Here is a 15,709-nt window from a genome sequence, read left to right as displayed (position 1 = left end):
CGGCAAATCAAAAAGCCGGCCCTTTCAGTTATTTTTCGGTTATAATGAAGGGGTTCAGGCAAATTTATTATGGGAAGTTGAGAGGAAGAGAGGAATGAATCAAGAACATACATCAAATAAATCCAGCGCTGCCGATAAGCAAAGCACAGCCAAAATATTGTGGCAGTTAACCCGGCCGCATACATTAACCGCTTCTTTTGTTCCAGTGCTAATCGGAACTGTATTAGCGATGTTCTACACCGATGTAGATGTCTGGCTTTTTCTGGCTATGCTTTTTGCTTGTTTATGGATTCAAATTGCTACGAATTTGTTTAACGAATACTATGATTTCAAACGGGGATTGGATACAGAAGAGTCTGTCGGCATCGGCGGGGCAATCGTCCGCCATGGAATGAAGCCGAAAACGGTGCTGCAGCTGGCGCTGGTTTTTTATGCTTTAGCGCTGATGCTAGGGGTGTATATATGCGCAAGCAGCAGCTGGTGGCTGGCTCTTGTGGGTCTCGGCGGGATGGCGGTTGGCTATTTATATACAGGCGGTCCGCTTCCGATCGCTTATACACCGTTCGGAGAGCTTTTCTCGGGCTTATGCATGGGTTCTTTTTTTATTTTAATTTCATTTTTCATTCAGACTGGAGTCGTTAATACGGACAGCATTCTGATTTCTATTCCCATTGCGATCCTTGTAGGGGCCATTAACCTCTCCAACAATATCCGCGACATTGAAGAAGATAAAAAAGGCGGCAGGAAAACGCTGGCGATTTTAATGGGCCACGAAAAAGCAGTGTACTTTTTAGGCTTTTTGTTTGCGTTTTCCTATCTATGGGTTGTCGGACTGGTCGTTTTTAACGACGTCAGTCCTTGGCTGTTCCTCATCTTTTTGAGCGTGCCTAAGCCTGTTCAGGCGATCAAGGGGTTCCTCGGAGACCAAGCCCCTAAACGAACCGGCTTAGCCATGAAAGCAACAGCACAGACGAATACATTTTTCGGCTTTCTGTTGTCTGTCGGATTATTTATTAGTTATTTTTGGTGAAAATAGCATCGGAAAACGAGGATATTTTCTTTGTTTAAACTGAAACTAAAGAAAAAGCAAAGGAAGATGATCATGAAACGGATCCTTTACAGCGTGTGCGCTGTCTTGTTTTTCTTTAGTTTCACTTATCCCGCCATGGCGGCTTCCAACCAAGCCATTCATTGGGGGTTTAAAAAAGGCGGCAATGGCCAGCAGGCAGAAGCCGGGCAGGAGCTCGACAAGCTGTTAGCTGACAACGGCGCCTTTTACAAAGGGAGCTCCAAGGAGAAGGTGTTGTATTTAACTTTTGATAACGGTTATGAAAACGGCTATACCGCCAGTGTTTTAAATACGCTGAAAAAAGAAAAAGTGCCTGCGGCGTTTTTCATTACAGGCCACTATTTAAAAAGCGCCCCTGATCTTGTAAAACGAATGAATAAAGAAGGGCATATTATTGGCAATCACTCTTGGCATCACCCTGATTTAACCCAAGTCAGCGATGAAAAATTAAGGGAAGAGCTGAAGCTGGTGGAGAAAGAAACGGCGCGCCTTACGAAGCAGAAACAGATGAAATATCTCCGTCCGCCGCGCGGCATTTTCAGTGAAAGAACATTAAAGGTGGCGCGGGAAGAAGGATACACTCATGTTATGTGGTCGCTGGCTTTTGTTGATTGGCAGACGAACAATCAAAAAGGATGGCAGTATTCATACGACAATATTATGAAGCAGATCCACCCTGGAGCTGTTATTTTGCTTCATACGGTTTCTAAAGATAACGCTGAGGCGCTGCCAAAGGCCATCAAAGAACTGAAAAAGCAAGGCTATCGTTTCGAAAGCCTTGATGATTACCGTAAAAAACAAAAAAGAATTTCGGCATAGGGCTGCTGCGGCAGTCCTGTTTTTTCGTTATAATGAGGGGATAATATGGGGCAAAAACAGTGAGGACGTGACGAAGTGAAACAGGAAGATAAAGCAAAGATCAAGGCAAAACAGACGTTTCCTCTGACAATTAAGCGCATTGGCATTAACGGGGAAGGGGTTGGTTACTTTAAGCGGCAGGTTGTTTTCGTTCCAGGTGCGCTTCCTGGAGAAGAAGTCGTTGTAGAAGCAGTAAAGGTACACCCGAAATTTACAGAAGGGCGCATCAAAAAAATCAGAAAAAAATCGGAGCATCGCACGGTGCCGCCATGCTCCGTATACGACCAATGCGGCGGCTGCCAGCTGCAGCATATGACATATAGCGAGCAGCTTCGGGCTAAGCGCGATATTTTAATTCAGGCGCTTGAGCGGTATACGAAGGTGGCGATAGATACACTAGAGATCAGGCCGACGATCGGCATGGAAGAACCGTGGTTTTACCGCAATAAAAGCCAATTTCAAGTTGGCAAGCAAGACGGCATGGTGATTGCCGGATTGTACAGCATGAATTCTCATAAGCTGATCGATATTCCTAATTGTATCGTCCAGCAGCCGGTGCTGAACGATGTGCTTAAGCAAGTAAAGCAAATATTGCAGGATTTCAACATTTCCATCTATGACGAGAAGAAAAACAAGGGAGCCGTCAAAACGGTTGTTGTCCGGGTGGGCGTTGCGACAGGCGATGTCCAGGTCGTCATCGTGACAGCGGTGAATGAACTGCCTAAAAAAGAACTGATCGCACAAGAAATCCAAAAACGGCTTCCGCATGTAAAGTCAATTATTCATAATATTAATCCTAAAAAAACATCGCTGATTTTTGGAGAAAAAAGCGTGCCGCTCGCCGGTCCGGAAGCTATCGAAGAACGGCTTGGCAACCGCCGATATACCTTGTCTGCCCGGGCGTTTTTTCAGCTTAATCCAGAACAAACTGCCAAGCTTTATGATGAAGTAAAGAGAGCTGCTCAGCTGACAGGCAGCGAGAAAGTCGTCGATGCCTACTGCGGGTCGGGTACGATCGGTCTGTGGATAGGAGAAGGAGCAGCGGAGATCCGGGGAATGGATGTCATTCCCGAATCGATTAAAGATGCAAGAGAGAATGCGAAAGCTCTAAAGATCAAAGCGGTGTATGAGGTGGGAACAGCAGAGCAATGGCTTCCTGCATGGTTAAAGGCTGGCTGGAAGCCGGACGTCGTGATTGTTGATCCCCCGCGTACAGGCTGTGACCAAAAGCTGCTCGATACGGTTAAAAAGGTCAAGCCGAAACGGTTCGTATACGTGTCTTGCAACCCGTCAACACTTGCCAAAGACATTCACCAATTGAGCCGTTTGTACAAAATCGAGTACATTCAGCCTGTAGATATGTTTCCGCAAACGGCCCATGTAGAGTCTGTAGCTCTTTTAACCTTGATATAAAAGGGTTTTTAAGCAAGGTATGTAGGTTCTGACCACATTTTGACCACATACCTTGCTTTTTTATCATTTTGAAATGTATTTTTCGAATAGATCGGCCGATTTTTCTTTCATATTTTTTGTGACATGAGCATACACATCTCCGGTTGTGCGGATACTACTATGGCCGAGACGGTCTTGTACTTCTTTTAAAGACATACCGGCTTCTAAGCACAGAGTAGCGTGAGTGTGTCTTAAATCGTGAAATCTAATTTTAGGAACACCAGCAGCTTTTATAGCCTTGTTAAACTGAAAAGTTAGGTAACGAGGGAAAAGCGGTTTCCCTGTTTCGGTTGTAAAAACTAAATTTTCTTCCGCAAATGTTTTACGAAAGAGCATTTTTATTTTATTTTGTTGAGCCTTCCATTGGCTTAAATCTTTGATAAGAGATTCTCCAATTACTATTCTTCTCACAGATGTTTCTGACTTTGGAGTACCAAACCGATAACCTTCTTTATCATATATCAATAAAGACCAAGTGCTGTTTGAAACTAATGATTCGGGTTCAATTATAGCGGAATACAGCTATGACGATTATGGTCGTCCATTGACAATGACAAGGAATGGGCAAACGTACTATTATGTACTTAACAAGCATAAAGATGTAACGGCGTTAACTGATGCGTCTGGTAATTTTGTAGCCACTTATAAGTATGATGCTTGGGGAAATATTCTGTCCCAAAATGGCAGATTTAAATCCATATAGATATGCTTCTTACCGCTTTGACAATGAATCTGAATTATATTATCTAATTGCTCGGTACTATGATCCAAAAGAAGGATTATTTTTATCTATCGATCCAGATCCTGGTGAAAATGAACAACCTGCTAGCCAACATTTTTACATGTATGTTCAAAAAAATCCAGTAATGTTGGATGATCCAGATGGAGAACATCCTGTTGTTGTAATAGTAGTCTCAATAGGCGGACGTTACGTTATAAAGAAAGTGGCCAAGACTGCAGTAAAGAAAGTCTCAAAGTCAACGTTAAAAAAAGCTAAAGGAAAGTTGTATGTAAATAGAAATGCGTATAAGGTTAATAACAAAGTTGCCAAAAATAAAGGAAAACCTCTTAAAGGATACAAAGGAGGTACTTTCGGCAATAGGCGAAACCAGTTACCGATAAATGCACGTTATACCGAGCATGATATTTATCCGTTGTCAAAAAGTCGGGGTAAAGGGAAAAAGAGGGGAAAGCAAAGAATTGTTCGTGGTTCCGATGGAAAAGTTTATTATACGAAAAATCACTATAAGACTTTTATAAGAATAAAATAATTCAAAGGAGAGATTCAGTTGACTTCAGCAGAATTTTTTTTGCCTCAGAATTCTAAGTTTCATATTGTATCAACAAAGTTCATCCATGAATTTGATAGCTTACCCTATATAAAAGAAAGGGAAAAAGAGCTAAATATCATTAAAATTGATGGAAATCAATGTGTAAACAAAAGAAATCTGTTTAATGAATGTAGAACACAACTAAATCTTCCACTTTATTTTTCAGATAATTGGGATAGCCTTAATGATTGCATAAATGATTTGAGTTGGTTCCCTGAAAAGAAAGGCTTTCTTTTAATTATCAGAAACGGTGAAAGCTTGCTCAGAGATCAAGAAGATGACCTTTCTATTTTTTTAGATTTGTTACATGACACGATTCAAGAATGGAAAAAAGGAAGGGATTACGGTGATTTTGTTATCCCTCCAACTTCATTTAATGTAGTGTTGATCTGCAAAGAAAATTTTATTGAAAAATTAAATGAAGAACTGTTGGAAATTAACGGAAGTGAATTTCATATTAACGTTGGTTGAGTTGCTGAATTACTAATCTCTAGTATAAGATTTTTTTAAGGTCGAGTTCATAAGTCCGTCTTTGAGCGGGCTTTTTTTTGAAAAGCACCAAAGAAATCCTTTAGTTATAATGCAAGCAATGAGCCGACACTAGGGCTATATCTATAGGGAAGGAAACAATATGTTTATAAGATTATATTTAAATGCAAAAAATAAAGATGAAGCTCAACATGCCCTAAACAAGTTTTTGCAAATACTTAAACCCATAGTAGAAAATAATAAATTGTTAAAAATTGAACCTTATTGGAAGATAGAGAATATCTACGTGGTAGAAATAGATGTAATCAATACAAAAAACTATACCAAAACGAAATTAAATGAATTACTCAGAGAAATTTCAGACAATTGGATAGAATTCGGTGACCCAGTTAATGAATTACTGGCTAGTTCTACAGGTGATAGTTGCAATTTTATACTTCCAGAATTTAATATGATCAATATTTATTTAGATTGGTAAAATCTTTTTGATTATGACGCTTAAGCATAGAGTCTGCAGGTGAAACCTTATTCAAAGGTAAGTCTGTAGGCTTTTTATGTAATAAAGCCTGCTGCTAATGAACAAAGGAGGGAGGACGTCAGTGACAGCAGCAAAGAGACGTCTACCTAAGGAGCCGAGATAGGGTGTTCCTTCCAGAAAAAGAACAGCAGTCGGAGGAATTGCCGTTAAGTTCGATTAGGGAAATTAAATTAGTGAAGGTGAAAGGAAGCCACCTTATTTATCAGTGGAACAGTAATAATCCTAGCTCTTATTTTTTGACCACTGACCACAACATTGACCACTAACTTTCTATAAAAGGATAGAAATAGGAATGGCTGTTCGAAAAGTGTTTTTTATGAGAAAATCAAAAGAAAAGGCAAAATGAAAAGTAATGCAAAAGGGTAAGGAGCACTCCGCAAACGGCCCATGTAGAGTCTGTGACCTTGCTGACACTGAAGGGCTTCCGCTTGAAAAGGGGAGGTTTTTATAAATAAACAGTTATGGAGGTTCTCTTGAATGATACATGGAAAGAGAGGGCATTCAGATGCTTTTTATCCTTGCTTTTTGCTATAATGAAGGATAGTTTCAGGCCTTTTGAAAATCATAACGGGGGTTCAAATAGATTATGGAGAGAGAAGTAGACGAATTAAAACAAGAGATAAAGGAATTAAAGCGGCAAATAAAAGAATATGAAGAGTTAATTAATGAAATCTCTGTACCGGTCATTCCATCCATTATTCCAGAAACAATTTTGGTGCCCGTGACAGGAAAGCTATCTCCTGATCGACTGGAATTAATTTTCACGAAAATCAGTGAAACAGCTTATCGGCTATCCTATAACGAAGGCTTAAATACTGTTATTATTGATTTTACGGCTATTTCCCAAAAGGAATTAGGAGAAATAGATACACTTGGCATGTATATTGAGAATGTTCAAAAGGCTTTAAACTTGATGGGAGTAGACGTTTTGTTTGTCGGTTTTACGCCGGCGGTTACCCAGGATCTTATCCAGTCGGGCTTGTCCATTGTCGATAATTTAAATACATTTTTGTCTTTCCGGGCAGCTCTTCGTCATTTAATGAAAAAGCGGGGCCTCACGTTCGAGCAAATTAGATGAAGAGATCACCTGTTCACCAATAAAAGACAATATCCAGCAGATCAACCATACCATGAGCACAAAGCTTCCCTGATCCTCCCGCAGCAATGTAAGGTGCGGCGGCAGGCAAGCCGGCTATGGGATGGTTTTCTTTTTTATCAGGAGGAGGGTGCAAGGGGGAGGAGAGAAGAAGATGAGAGTTTTTAAAGCGCTGCCGACAAGCATGGCAGCTATCCAATGGGTATTTTTTATTTTTGCCAATACGATTGTCGTGCCCGTTTCGATTGGGACTGCCTTTGATTTATCCGCACAAGAGGTAGCAATGACGCTGCGCAGCTCACTTATCTTCACAGGAGCAGCCTGTGTGCTGCAAGGGCTGTGGGGACATCGCTACCCATTAATGGAAGGGCATTCAGGTCTTATGTGGGGCTTGCTCTTGAACTTAAGTGCTTCTGCTTCTGCGCTGGGCATGGATTTGCAGACAATTGGGGGCGGCGTTGCTACCGGAATGATGGCTTCGGCTGTTTTTATGATAGCCGCCGGTTTATTAGGCTTGTCTTCGGTCATTAAAAAAGTGTTTACGCCGATGGTGATGAGTGTCTACCTGTTCTTGCTTTCCGCTCAGCTTATCTTTATTTTTTTCTCGGGAATGCTGAAGCTTACCCCTGAGGGAACATTGGATGTCCCCGTCAGTTTGTTATCAGTAGGCATTGTCTTTCTCGTCACAATTTTGAAAGTAAAAGGAAAAGGGGCGATCAGCAACTTTTCTATTTTAATAGGGATTGTAGTCGGCTGGATTTTACATAACTGCTTTTTCCCGGGAGATGCGGCATTATCGGCATCGAGCCAGTCATTTTCGCTTTTTCCATTAGGAGCACCGAACCTGGAATGGGGAATCGTTTTGACGACTTTCACAGCTGGTGTGCTTAACATTAGCAATACGATCGCCTCGATACAGGCAGCCGGGCGCCTGTACTGCCAGGAGCCGTCAGAGAGCCGGTACAGCCGCTCCTTGACCTTAACCGGCTTTTATACAGCGGCTGGTTCTGTTTTAGGATTAGTGCCTTACGCTCCTTTTACTTCCACAATCGGTTTTTTAGAAAGCACCCGTATTTTAGAGCGGCTGCCTTTTTTGCTGGGCGGCGCTTTATTTAGCCTGCTTGGGCTTATTCCGGCTGTCGGCTCGTTCTTTGCCGCCATGCCGATGACTATCGGAAATGCAGTCTTATTTGTAGCCTACTTGCAGCTGTTTGGAACGGCTCTGCAGTCTATTCAAGGAACAATCTTTAACTCGAACACGATCTTTCGGATTGCCTTGCCTGTGCTGGCCGGCATTAGCTTGATGACAGTAGATCCGCAGATATTCAGCCAGCTGCCAGTCTATATGCAGCCTCTTTTCTCCAATGGCTTGATAATGGGGGTGCTGCTGTCAATGGCACTGGAGCTATCGATTAAATGGGAGCGCTATGAGAGTCCAAGAAGGTTCGAGCCGTAGGTCTTCCACATCTTATTCACATATTGTGGATAAATTTTTCCACACTTTCAAGAAAAATAGTGCCTAATAAATAAGAGACTGCACAAAAATATCCACAAAGCTAACAGCTTGTGGATATTTTTGTGCACAATTATGTATAGATATCTGCCAATGCCTCTTTAATATGGGGAAATTTAAAAACAAAAGAGTGAGCCGTTAATTTTTCAGGAAGGACGCGCTGTCCTTCTAAAATGATCGTGCTCATCTCACCAAGCGCCGCCTTTACGGCAATAGATGGCACAGTCAGCCAATGAGGGCGATGCAGCACGTCCCCTAAAGCCTTTCCCAGTGTATGGAGGCGTTCCGGTGAAGGGGCTGTTAGGTTAACCGGCCCGTTGATTTCAGGGTGTTCCATAATAAAGCGAAGCGCCCCGGCCACATCGGCAATGTGTATCCATGACATCCATTGCCTGCCTGAGCCGATTTTTCCGCCAGCGAACAATTTGTACGGCAGAGCCATGCGGGGAAGGGCTCCTTCTTCTTTTCCCAGGATGACTCCAAACCGGCTCATCGCCGTCCGGATACCGAGCCGCTCTGCTTGCTGTGCTTCTTTTTCCCAGATGTGTACGGTTTCAGCAAGGAAGCCGTCATTTGCAGTAGGTGATGCTTCCGTGAATGTTTCTTCTTCAGAAACAGGATAGCAGCCAATCGCGCTGGCGTTGATCAACACATCGGGCTTATGCGGAAGCTCCTCCATGATTCTAATGATCTCCCGTGTTGAGGAGATGCGGCTGTCAATAATCTGCTGTTTGCGCTGGTCCGTCCAGCGGCCGCTGTTAATCGACTCGCCTGCGAGATTGATAAAAGCGTGGACATCCTCAAGCTCTTTTTCTGGATGGGAGCCGGCGGACAGCCACTTCACATAACGAATGTTTTCTGTATTTTTCTTGTTTTCCGGGTTCCGCGTTAAAATAACGACCTGATGGCCGTTTTTTAACAGTTCATTGATCAATGCTTTTCCAACAAATCCAGTGCCGCCGGCAATAGCTGCCTTCATGGCGATCCCTCCCCATTTTCCATTAAAAAATTATTTTTTAATTATTATAGTACCCTTCATTTACCGGTAGTGAAACATTTTCATGTTACATTAGAAGAAAGAGGTGATAAAGATGAAGGTAATTACGAAAATCTCTCTTCAGCAAAAGCTGACAGATCGTTACAACATCTTTTTAAACGAGGAATACGCATTTAGTGTCGATGAATCCGTTCTTATTCAATACGGTTTAAAAAAGGGAATGGAGCTGAAGGCTGATCAAATAGCGGCCATTCTCCGGCACGACGACATTCGAAAAGGCTTGAATATGGCTATTCATTTTCTATCAATCCGGATGAGGGCAGAAAAAGAAGTACGAGAGTTTCTTGCCAAAAAAGAAATCGAACATGAGGCAGCGGAGGAAATTATTCACACACTTTACCGGATGAGTTATTTAGATGATAACGAATTTGCCGCCGCCTATGTGAATACGCAAATAAATACGTCCGATAAAGGACCGCAAGCGATTGAACGGGAGTTGAAAGAGAAAGGAATCAAGCAATCCTTTATAGAACAGGCATTAGCCAAATTTACAGCTGGCCTTCAGGTGGAAAAAGCGTTAAAGCTTGCTGACAAATATAGACGAAAATATGTGAAGGAATCGCCAGTTATCCAAAAGCAGAAGGTGGAACAGACGCTGGCCAGAAAGGGATATGGATGGCCGGTTATTCAGGAGGCTGTGGCGGGGTCAGCCAGTGAGGAGAGTGAGGAAGAGCGCCTCCAAGCGCTCATGTATCAAGCGGAAAAAGCCCATCGCCGGTATAGCAAGTTTTCAGGCGGTGAATATCGCCAAAAAATGAAGCAGGCCTTATATAGAAAGGGGTTTTCCATTAGTGATATCGAACAAGCCATAGAAAAGCTGCAAGGCGAGTAGGGCTACCTTTCGATAATAATTTCCAGCTTTTCTTCTGCTTCTTGAACAATCTGTTCGGCCACTTGCTTCGGCGATGGCAGCACAGAAGGGTCTTTCACATGCTTTGACTGCTCCCAAAAGGGCGTATTCATGCCGCCCATATAAGCTGCCACAAATCGCGGGCCGCTTTCTTGATATTCTTTTTGAAGGCTTTCGGTCAATCCGCGCAAGGCAAATTTGCTTGCGCAATAAAGCGCTTCATGTTTCTTCCCGCGCAGCCCGGCCGTTGAGATAATGTTGACAACTGAAGAGCGACTCCCTAAAAGCGGCAAAAAAGCTTTTGTCAGCATAATGGGGGCGCAGACATTGACTGAAAATACAGCTTCGATGTCATCTGGCGTGATCGTCGGAAAAGGCCCGAAAATCCCGATGCCTGCATTGTTGATAAGAAGGTCCAGTGTTTGACCGTTGGCTTGAAAAGAGGCGGCAAGCTGTTCGATCTCTGCCGCGTTCCGGACATCAAGCTCGTAAATGGCTGCTGTGCCGCCGCCGGCTTCGATGGCTTTTTTTACGGCCTCCAGCTTGTCAGCCCGGCGTCCGGCGAGAAGAACGTGACATCCTTTTTGGCTGTAAAGGAGGGCAAGCTCTTTTCCCAGACCGGAACCGCCGCCGGTAATGAAGCAATTTTTCAAGAAAACCATCCTTTCTGCTTTCTTATTTGGTGTTATTTCACTATACTGAAGGAAAAAAGGGTGTGCAACTATTGGAACCACAGAAACGCTATAGCGATATGGAAGAATTCGAATTAAGGCAGGAAATTGCCCGCTTAAAAGAAAAAGCGCGCAAAGCGGAGCAGCTTGGCATTGTCAACGAATTTGCCGTTTTGGAAAGAAAAGCACTAATGGCAGAAGCGTACTTAATGAATCCTGATGATTTTACTCCAGGCGAGCTTTATGAAATGAAAGGGGCTCCGGGAGCTTATTTTAAAATTGATTATATGAACGGGGTTTTTGCTTGGGGCTATCGCATCGGCGGCGATGGCAAGGAAGAAGGGCTGCCGATCTCGATGTTAAAGCTTTAATTAGTTTAAAGAAAGGAAAGGATACGATGGAAGATATTTTTGAACGGCTGACGAGTCTGTTGCTCAGCAAAAACAGCAGTCTTTCCTATGCCCGCGCCCGGACCTGGGTGGAGCTTTTGTGGGAAGATTTCGAGGCGACTTATGCCAAGGCCGGCCGGGATTATCAAGGAAAAGAAATGACCGAAAAAGTCGTTTGGCAATGGCTTGAAAATTACGGAAGTCGGCTTCATGAATTTGCCGGCCGCAATCCGAAATACAGTCATTTGCTTGAGGATGAAAATGATCTGACTCATTAATAAAACCCGCTGTCCGGCGGGTTTTATTAATGGAGGAACGCTCGGCCTCTGTCATCTTGCATAAAGCAATGAACAGAAAAAACACTCTCGCAGCTGTTTTAAAGCCGCGAGAGTGTTCTAATGAGATTCTGGGATAAATGTGAGTTTTTTTCGCAATTTTTCCTCGCTGAAAATCCAGCCAGTGTAAGAGCCGATCACGTTATAGTCAAGATCGAGCTGGACGACCGCAACAAATGGATAATACCCGTTGTTGCGGTAGCGAAGGTCGATGAATTTTACTTCGAAGCAATCGTTATATTCCGCTACTTCCCAGCGATATACGGGTGAGAAGTGAAGAAAGGCTGCCAGATTTTCATTTTTCTTTGCTGCCCGGAACAGCTCGGAGTCCGGAATTTTCACTCGTTTGTATTTGTCCAGTATCGTAACAGACCTTCTATAGCCGCGGGCTACGTAAAAATGCTGCGGAGTTTTGACCGCGATGCGCCATTGATTAAAGCGGATGGTTGGCGCAATGATAATCTCCTCGGCGTCGGGGATCAGCCTTTTTACAGAGCTTCTAATAGCTCCTTGCATTTGAAAGCGCAAAATGTAATAGCCAATCAGGATTAAATAAATCACTAAAAATGTATAGCCTGGATGAGCGCCTAATGCCCATAAGAGGAGCCCGGCTATATGCATGGCAAAAATAAACGGATCAAATGTGTTAATGACCCCCAGGGCAAGCCAGTTAGAGGAAAACGGCCGAAGCGCCTGGGTTCCGTAAGCGTTAAATATATCCACAAATACATGAAGAAAGACGGCAAATTGAGTCCACAGCCATAAATGGAGCAAATTGCTGCCCGGAAATAAAAGATGAATAACTGCGGTAATTAATAAGGGCCACAAAATAACCGCTGGTATCGAGTGGGTGGCTCCGCGGTGATTGCGTATATAGACAGCATTGTTTCGAAGTTTTAAAATTGTATCTATATCGGGAGCTTGCGAGCCGACTATGACGGCTGTTATGACTGCATATTTTGTCATCGGATCAGCAGCAACGGCAGAGTCAAGCGTCGCCAGGCCGCCCAGCGCAACCCCCATTACGAGATGAGTGCCAGTATCCAAGTGTGTCCCTCCTTTTGTCAAATGCGGGTGGTGCGGTGTTGGTTCTAAATTTTACTATTCCCTATATCTTTTTAATTTTAACATCTATGGAGGCTTGTTGTGAATTTTCCATCACTTAATAATATAGAAAAGATGAATATTGAGCAGTTTCAGCACGATCTGCTTCATTGGTATGAAGCGGAAAAGCGGGAGCTGCCTTGGCGGACAGACCAGGACCCTTATAAGGTATGGGTGTCGGAAATTATGCTCCAGCAAACGAGAGTGGATACCGTCATTCCATATTTTGAGCGGTTTATTGCTCAATTTCCGACGGTTGAGGCTTTGGCTGAAGCAGAGGAAGAGAAAGTATTGAAAGCGTGGGAAGGGCTCGGATATTATTCGCGCGCCCGTAATTTGCAGGCGGCTGTGCGGGAAGTCCAAGAGAAATATGGAGGAAAAGTACCTGATACAAAAGAAGAAATCTCTTCTTTAAAAGGAGTAGGCCCTTATACAAGCGGTGCTATTTTAAGTATTGCCTATGGAGTCCCCGAGCCGGCCGTGGACGGCAATGTCATGCGGGTCATCTCAAGGATCTTATCGGTTTGGGACGATATAGCGAAAGCTTCTTCCAGAAAAATCTTTGAGGAGGCAGTCCGGCAATTAATTTCGAAAGAGGACCCTTCTTCGTTCAATCAAGCCCTCATGGAGCTGGGGGCATTAATTTGTACCCCGACTTCGCCTTCTTGCCTTCTATGTCCGGTAAGGGAGCATTGCTGCGCCTTCCATGAAGGAACAATAGCTGAGCTGCCTGTCAAAACAAAAAAGAAGACAGTGAGGCATGTTCATTTGGCAGCCGCCGTTCTAAAGACGGAGAATGGGGAGGTAGTCATCCAGAAGCGGCCTAAAGAAGGGCTGCTGGCTAATTTATGGGAGTTTCCAAACACAGAGCTGAGCGGAATCGGAAACCCGAAAGTTGAATTGGAGCTTTTTTTGGAGCGGGAATATGGAGTGGATGTCCATCTCGATTCTGAGCCGTTTGCCAAAATCCAGCATGTGTTTTCTCATTTGACGTGGGATATTGATGTATATGCCGGGAAGATGATCTCAGCAGAGCCGCAGAAGGAAAACAGCCGCCTTGTCAGAGCTGACGAAGTAGAGCAATACGCTTTTTCCGTTTCCCATCAAAAAATTTGGAAAAAGGCGCAGCACCGCTGAAGACAGCGTTGTTTCTTTGCCGCAAAGACCGTACAATTTAAAAGAGGAAACAGAAGGGAGAAACAATAATGGAACAAAAAGTCGCATTAGTCACCGGGAGCAGCCGGGGAGTAGGGAAGCAAATTGCATTGGAATTAGCCAGAAACGGTTACGATATCGTTATTAACTATGCGCGCAGCAAAACGGCCGCCTTGGAAACAGCCGAGGAAATCGAACAGCTAGGGCGAAAAGCGCTTGTCATTAAAGCGAATGTAGGCGACATGGAAAAAGTAAGAGCTATGTTTGCCGAGATCAAGGAAAAGTTTGGCCGGCTGGATGTTTTAATCAACAATGCGGCCTCAGGCGTGCAGCGGCCGATTATGGAGCTTGAGGAAAAACATTGGGACTGGACGATGGATATTAACAGCAAAGCCCTGCTGTTCTGCTCCCAAGAAGCGGCCCGCCTTATGGAAAAAACAGGCGGGGGCAGCATTGTGAGCATCAGCTCGCTTGGCGCCATCCGCTATTTAAAAAATTACACGGCAGTCGGCGTGTCAAAAGCGGCAGTTGAAGCGCTGACGCGGTATTTATCAGTCGAACTGGCTGACAAGAATATCGTTGTCAATGCGGTTTCTGGCGGGGCGATTGATACAGAAGCGCTGAAGCATTTCCCGAACCGTGAAGAAATACTGGAGGATGCCCGGGTGAATACACCAGCGGGAAGAATCGTTCATATAGAAGATATTGTTCATACAGTAATGTTTTTGATTTCTGAGGGCGCTTATATGATCCGCGGACAAACAATCATTGTTGATGGCGGCCGTTCATTGTTAGTGTAATTTTTTTTATGATACAAGGATAAGTTTTAACCTCCCGGGGCAAATTAGTTCTTGTGGAGGTGATAATGATGGCAAACAACAGACAAAAAACACAAGCGGGTACAGATGTAAATGAAGTAAAACGCCGTAACGCTGCTTCTACAGCAGGGCAAAACGCTGAATTCGGTACTGAATTTGGTGCTGAGACAGATGCTCAGCAAGTAAGACAACAAAACACTCAATCAGAGGCTCGCAAAGGCAGAGCTCCTCGCAACCAATAAGCGTCACCAACACAAAAAGGGCTGTCAGCATGTATGCTGACGGTCCTTTTTCTTATTCTTCTGCCTCTTTTGTTTCAATTTGCTATTTAAATCGTTATAATAGTGGAATATAACGTTTATTTGTTCACGTAAAGGAAAAAGTAAAGGCAAACAGTTTGGAATGAAAGTAGGGGAAAACCATGGCAATTCCCAAGGAAGGTGCATCCATTCAAATCCACAGCTATAAACATGACGGGCACATTCATCGCGTTTGGGAAGAGACCATAGTCTTAAAGGCAACAAATAATCTTGTGATTGGCGGCAACGATCACACGGTCGTTACAGAGTCAGATGGACGGACATGGATTACAAGAGAACCGGCTATTTGTTATTTCCATGCCAGACAATGGTTTAATGTAATTGGTATGTTAAGAACGGACGGTATTTATTATTATTGCAATATTAGTTCTCCATTTGTATATGATCAGGAAGCGCTTAAGTATATTGACTATGATCTCGACGTAAAAGTATTTCCGGATATGTCATACATTTTACTTGACGAAGATGAATATGAGCAGCACAGCAAAAAAATGAATTATCCGGAAGTGATAGACAAAATTTTACGGCGCAATGTGGATCATTTAATTCAGTTGATCCGCCAGCGTCAAGGTCCGTTTTCACCAAATTTTATCGATAAATGGTACGGGAAATATTTAACGCACCGAGGCTAGTATCTCGATAGAAAGAGACGGCGCCTGTTGAA

Annotated in this window: 21 protein-coding genes; 17 read left to right on the top strand and 4 right to left on the bottom strand. The window is 43.6% G+C overall.

Translation table 11 applies throughout. The features are described from left to right. The first annotated feature begins 94 nt into the window (after positions 1 to 94). The 3 genes from BBA02S_RS12335 to rlmD all read left to right on the top strand — a co-directional run bounded on the left by BBA02S_RS12335 (position 95) and on the right by rlmD (position 3,340). A complete protein-coding gene (locus BBA02S_RS12335; protein WP_041101686.1) occupies positions 95 to 1,030 on the top strand; it encodes a 1,4-dihydroxy-2-naphthoate polyprenyltransferase in 936 nt (311 codons plus the stop codon). Positions 1,031 to 1,102: 72 nt separating this feature from the next. After that, on the top strand, positions 1,103 to 1,888 hold the full coding sequence (pdaA, locus tag BBA02S_RS12330) for a delta-lactam-biosynthetic de-N-acetylase (protein WP_041101601.1): 786 nt from the start codon (positions 1,103 to 1,105) through the stop codon (positions 1,886 to 1,888). 75 nt (positions 1,889 to 1,963) lie between these two features. Continuing rightward, positions 1,964 to 3,340, top strand: coding sequence for a 23S rRNA (uracil(1939)-C(5))-methyltransferase RlmD (gene rlmD / locus BBA02S_RS12325; protein ID WP_041114382.1), 1,377 nt, complete (start codon positions 1,964 to 1,966; stop codon positions 3,338 to 3,340). Between the two features lie 63 nt (positions 3,341 to 3,403). Here the strand turns inward: rlmD and BBA02S_RS12320 are convergent, their stop codons facing one another. Further along, positions 3,404 to 3,790, bottom strand: a complete 387-nt coding sequence (locus BBA02S_RS12320; RefSeq protein WP_041114383.1) for a tyrosine-type recombinase/integrase — start codon at positions 3,788 to 3,790, stop codon at positions 3,404 to 3,406. Between the two features lie 64 nt (positions 3,791 to 3,854). Between BBA02S_RS12320 and BBA02S_RS21775 the strand changes: the two genes are divergently transcribed. From BBA02S_RS21775 to BBA02S_RS12295, 7 genes are all read left to right on the top strand, one after another. After that, the gene (locus BBA02S_RS21775) at positions 3,855 to 4,082 is read left to right on the top strand and encodes a hypothetical protein (RefSeq protein WP_156141518.1); all 228 of its coding nucleotides are present in this window, start codon (positions 3,855 to 3,857) and stop codon (positions 4,080 to 4,082) included. Further along, complete coding sequence (locus tag BBA02S_RS12315) at positions 4,060 to 4,650, top strand: RHS repeat-associated core domain-containing protein (RefSeq protein WP_052475342.1); 591 nt, start codon at positions 4,060 to 4,062, stop codon at positions 4,648 to 4,650. The genes BBA02S_RS21775 and BBA02S_RS12315 overlap by 23 nt, the downstream gene beginning before the upstream one ends. 18 nt (positions 4,651 to 4,668) lie before the next feature. After that, positions 4,669 to 5,181 carry a barstar family protein gene (locus BBA02S_RS12310; RefSeq protein WP_041101607.1) on the top strand — a complete coding sequence of 171 codons (513 nt, stop codon included), beginning with the start codon at positions 4,669 to 4,671 and terminating at the stop codon, positions 5,179 to 5,181. A 160-nt stretch (positions 5,182 to 5,341) separates the two neighbouring features. Then, positions 5,342 to 5,677: a hypothetical protein gene (locus BBA02S_RS12305; protein ID WP_041101609.1), complete on the top strand. Its 336-nt coding sequence runs from the start codon at positions 5,342 to 5,344 to the stop codon at positions 5,675 to 5,677. A gap of 164 nt (positions 5,678 to 5,841) precedes the next feature. Next, the gene (locus BBA02S_RS20700; protein ID WP_156136675.1) at positions 5,842 to 6,003 is read left to right on the top strand and encodes a hypothetical protein; all 162 of its coding nucleotides are present in this window, start codon (positions 5,842 to 5,844) and stop codon (positions 6,001 to 6,003) included. A 320-nt stretch (positions 6,004 to 6,323) separates the two neighbouring features. Then, positions 6,324 to 6,815, top strand: coding sequence for an STAS domain-containing protein (locus tag BBA02S_RS12300; RefSeq protein ID WP_041101613.1), 492 nt, complete (start codon positions 6,324 to 6,326; stop codon positions 6,813 to 6,815). Positions 6,816 to 6,987: 172 nt separating this feature from the next. Further along, the gene (locus tag BBA02S_RS12295) at positions 6,988 to 8,289 is read left to right on the top strand and encodes a uracil/xanthine transporter (RefSeq protein ID WP_041101615.1); all 1,302 of its coding nucleotides are present in this window, start codon (positions 6,988 to 6,990) and stop codon (positions 8,287 to 8,289) included. Positions 8,290 to 8,419: 130 nt separating this feature from the next. Here the strand turns inward: BBA02S_RS12295 and BBA02S_RS12290 are convergent, their stop codons facing one another. Further along, a complete protein-coding gene (locus BBA02S_RS12290) occupies positions 8,420 to 9,325 on the bottom strand; it encodes a TIGR01777 family oxidoreductase (RefSeq protein ID WP_041101617.1) in 906 nt (301 codons plus the stop codon). A 112-nt stretch (positions 9,326 to 9,437) separates the two neighbouring features. Between BBA02S_RS12290 and recX the strand changes: the two genes are divergently transcribed. Further along, the gene (gene recX / locus BBA02S_RS12285) at positions 9,438 to 10,235 is read left to right on the top strand and encodes a recombination regulator RecX (protein ID WP_041101619.1); all 798 of its coding nucleotides are present in this window, start codon (positions 9,438 to 9,440) and stop codon (positions 10,233 to 10,235) included. 2 nt (positions 10,236 to 10,237) lie between these two features. On the opposite strand, the gene BBA02S_RS12280 is transcribed toward recX, so the two are convergent. Next, entirely contained in the window at positions 10,238 to 10,906 is a 669-nt protein-coding gene (locus BBA02S_RS12280) for an SDR family NAD(P)-dependent oxidoreductase (RefSeq protein WP_041101688.1), read from the bottom strand. A gap of 71 nt (positions 10,907 to 10,977) precedes the next feature. On the opposite strand from BBA02S_RS12280, the gene BBA02S_RS12275 reads away from it, so the two are divergent. Together BBA02S_RS12275 and BBA02S_RS12270 are read left to right on the top strand one after the other, a co-directional pair. Further along, positions 10,978 to 11,295 carry a YfhH family protein gene (locus BBA02S_RS12275; RefSeq protein ID WP_223662760.1) on the top strand — a complete coding sequence of 106 codons (318 nt, stop codon included), beginning with the start codon at positions 10,978 to 10,980 and terminating at the stop codon, positions 11,293 to 11,295. A 26-nt stretch (positions 11,296 to 11,321) separates the two neighbouring features. Further along, positions 11,322 to 11,591: a YfhJ family protein gene (locus BBA02S_RS12270; protein ID WP_041101621.1), complete on the top strand. Its 270-nt coding sequence runs from the start codon at positions 11,322 to 11,324 to the stop codon at positions 11,589 to 11,591. A gap of 117 nt (positions 11,592 to 11,708) precedes the next feature. Here BBA02S_RS12270 and BBA02S_RS12265 read toward each other — a convergent pair whose 3' ends face one another. Further along, complete coding sequence (locus BBA02S_RS12265; protein WP_041114384.1) at positions 11,709 to 12,695, bottom strand: metal-dependent hydrolase; 987 nt, start codon at positions 12,693 to 12,695, stop codon at positions 11,709 to 11,711. Positions 12,696 to 12,827: 132 nt separating this feature from the next. On the opposite strand from BBA02S_RS12265, the gene mutY reads away from it, so the two are divergent. The 4 genes from mutY to ntdP all read left to right on the top strand — a co-directional run bounded on the left by mutY (position 12,828) and on the right by ntdP (position 15,677). Further along, a complete protein-coding gene (gene mutY / locus BBA02S_RS12260; RefSeq protein WP_041101692.1) occupies positions 12,828 to 13,889 on the top strand; it encodes an A/G-specific adenine glycosylase in 1,062 nt (353 codons plus the stop codon). Positions 13,890 to 13,957: 68 nt separating this feature from the next. Further along, the gene (gene fabL, locus BBA02S_RS12255) at positions 13,958 to 14,707 is read left to right on the top strand and encodes an enoyl-[acyl-carrier-protein] reductase FabL (protein WP_041114385.1); all 750 of its coding nucleotides are present in this window, start codon (positions 13,958 to 13,960) and stop codon (positions 14,705 to 14,707) included. Positions 14,708 to 14,772: 65 nt separating this feature from the next. Beyond that, positions 14,773 to 14,967, top strand: coding sequence for a gamma-type small acid-soluble spore protein (locus tag BBA02S_RS12250; RefSeq protein ID WP_370670956.1), 195 nt, complete (start codon positions 14,773 to 14,775; stop codon positions 14,965 to 14,967). Positions 14,968 to 15,146: 179 nt separating this feature from the next. Continuing rightward, entirely contained in the window at positions 15,147 to 15,677 is a 531-nt protein-coding gene (gene ntdP / locus BBA02S_RS12245; RefSeq protein WP_041101629.1) for a nucleoside tri-diphosphate phosphatase, read from the top strand. Positions 15,678 to 15,709: the final 32 nt, after the last annotated feature.

This window comes from Bacillus badius NBRC 15713, from assembly GCF_001591605.1.
Lineage (GTDB): Bacteria > Bacillota > Bacilli > Bacillales > Domibacillaceae > Pseudobacillus > Pseudobacillus badius.
The sequence above is the reverse complement of the archived record's forward strand: the minus strand, read 5'-3'. Positions and strand labels throughout refer to the sequence as shown.

Excerpts from the sequence above, each read along its gene's own strand:
- BBA02S_RS12335 (WP_041101686.1), top strand. The coding sequence starts at position 95 with ATGAATCAAGAACATACATCAAATAAATCCAGCGCTGCCGATAAGCAA.
- pdaA (WP_041101601.1), top strand. The coding sequence starts at position 1,103 with ATGAAACGGATCCTTTACAGCGTGTGCGCTGTCTTGTTTTTCTTTAGT.
- BBA02S_RS12315 (WP_052475342.1), top strand. The coding sequence starts at position 4,060 with ATGGCAGATTTAAATCCATATAGATATGCTTCTTACCGCTTTGACAAT.
- BBA02S_RS12305 (WP_041101609.1), top strand. The coding sequence starts at position 5,342 with ATGTTTATAAGATTATATTTAAATGCAAAAAATAAAGATGAAGCTCAA.
- BBA02S_RS12300 (WP_041101613.1), top strand. The coding sequence starts at position 6,324 with ATGGAGAGAGAAGTAGACGAATTAAAACAAGAGATAAAGGAATTAAAG.
- BBA02S_RS12295 (WP_041101615.1), top strand. The coding sequence starts at position 6,988 with ATGAGAGTTTTTAAAGCGCTGCCGACAAGCATGGCAGCTATCCAATGG.
- BBA02S_RS12290 (WP_041101617.1), bottom strand. The coding sequence starts at position 9,325 with ATGAAGGCAGCTATTGCCGGCGGCACTGGATTTGTTGGAAAAGCATTG.
- recX (WP_041101619.1), top strand. The coding sequence starts at position 9,438 with ATGAAGGTAATTACGAAAATCTCTCTTCAGCAAAAGCTGACAGATCGT.
- BBA02S_RS12270 (WP_041101621.1), top strand. The coding sequence starts at position 11,322 with ATGGAAGATATTTTTGAACGGCTGACGAGTCTGTTGCTCAGCAAAAAC.
- mutY (WP_041101692.1), top strand. The coding sequence starts at position 12,828 with ATGAATATTGAGCAGTTTCAGCACGATCTGCTTCATTGGTATGAAGCG.
- fabL (WP_041114385.1), top strand. The coding sequence starts at position 13,958 with ATGGAACAAAAAGTCGCATTAGTCACCGGGAGCAGCCGGGGAGTAGGG.
- BBA02S_RS12250 (WP_370670956.1), top strand. The coding sequence starts at position 14,773 with ATGATGGCAAACAACAGACAAAAAACACAAGCGGGTACAGATGTAAAT.
- ntdP (WP_041101629.1), top strand. The coding sequence starts at position 15,147 with ATGGCAATTCCCAAGGAAGGTGCATCCATTCAAATCCACAGCTATAAA.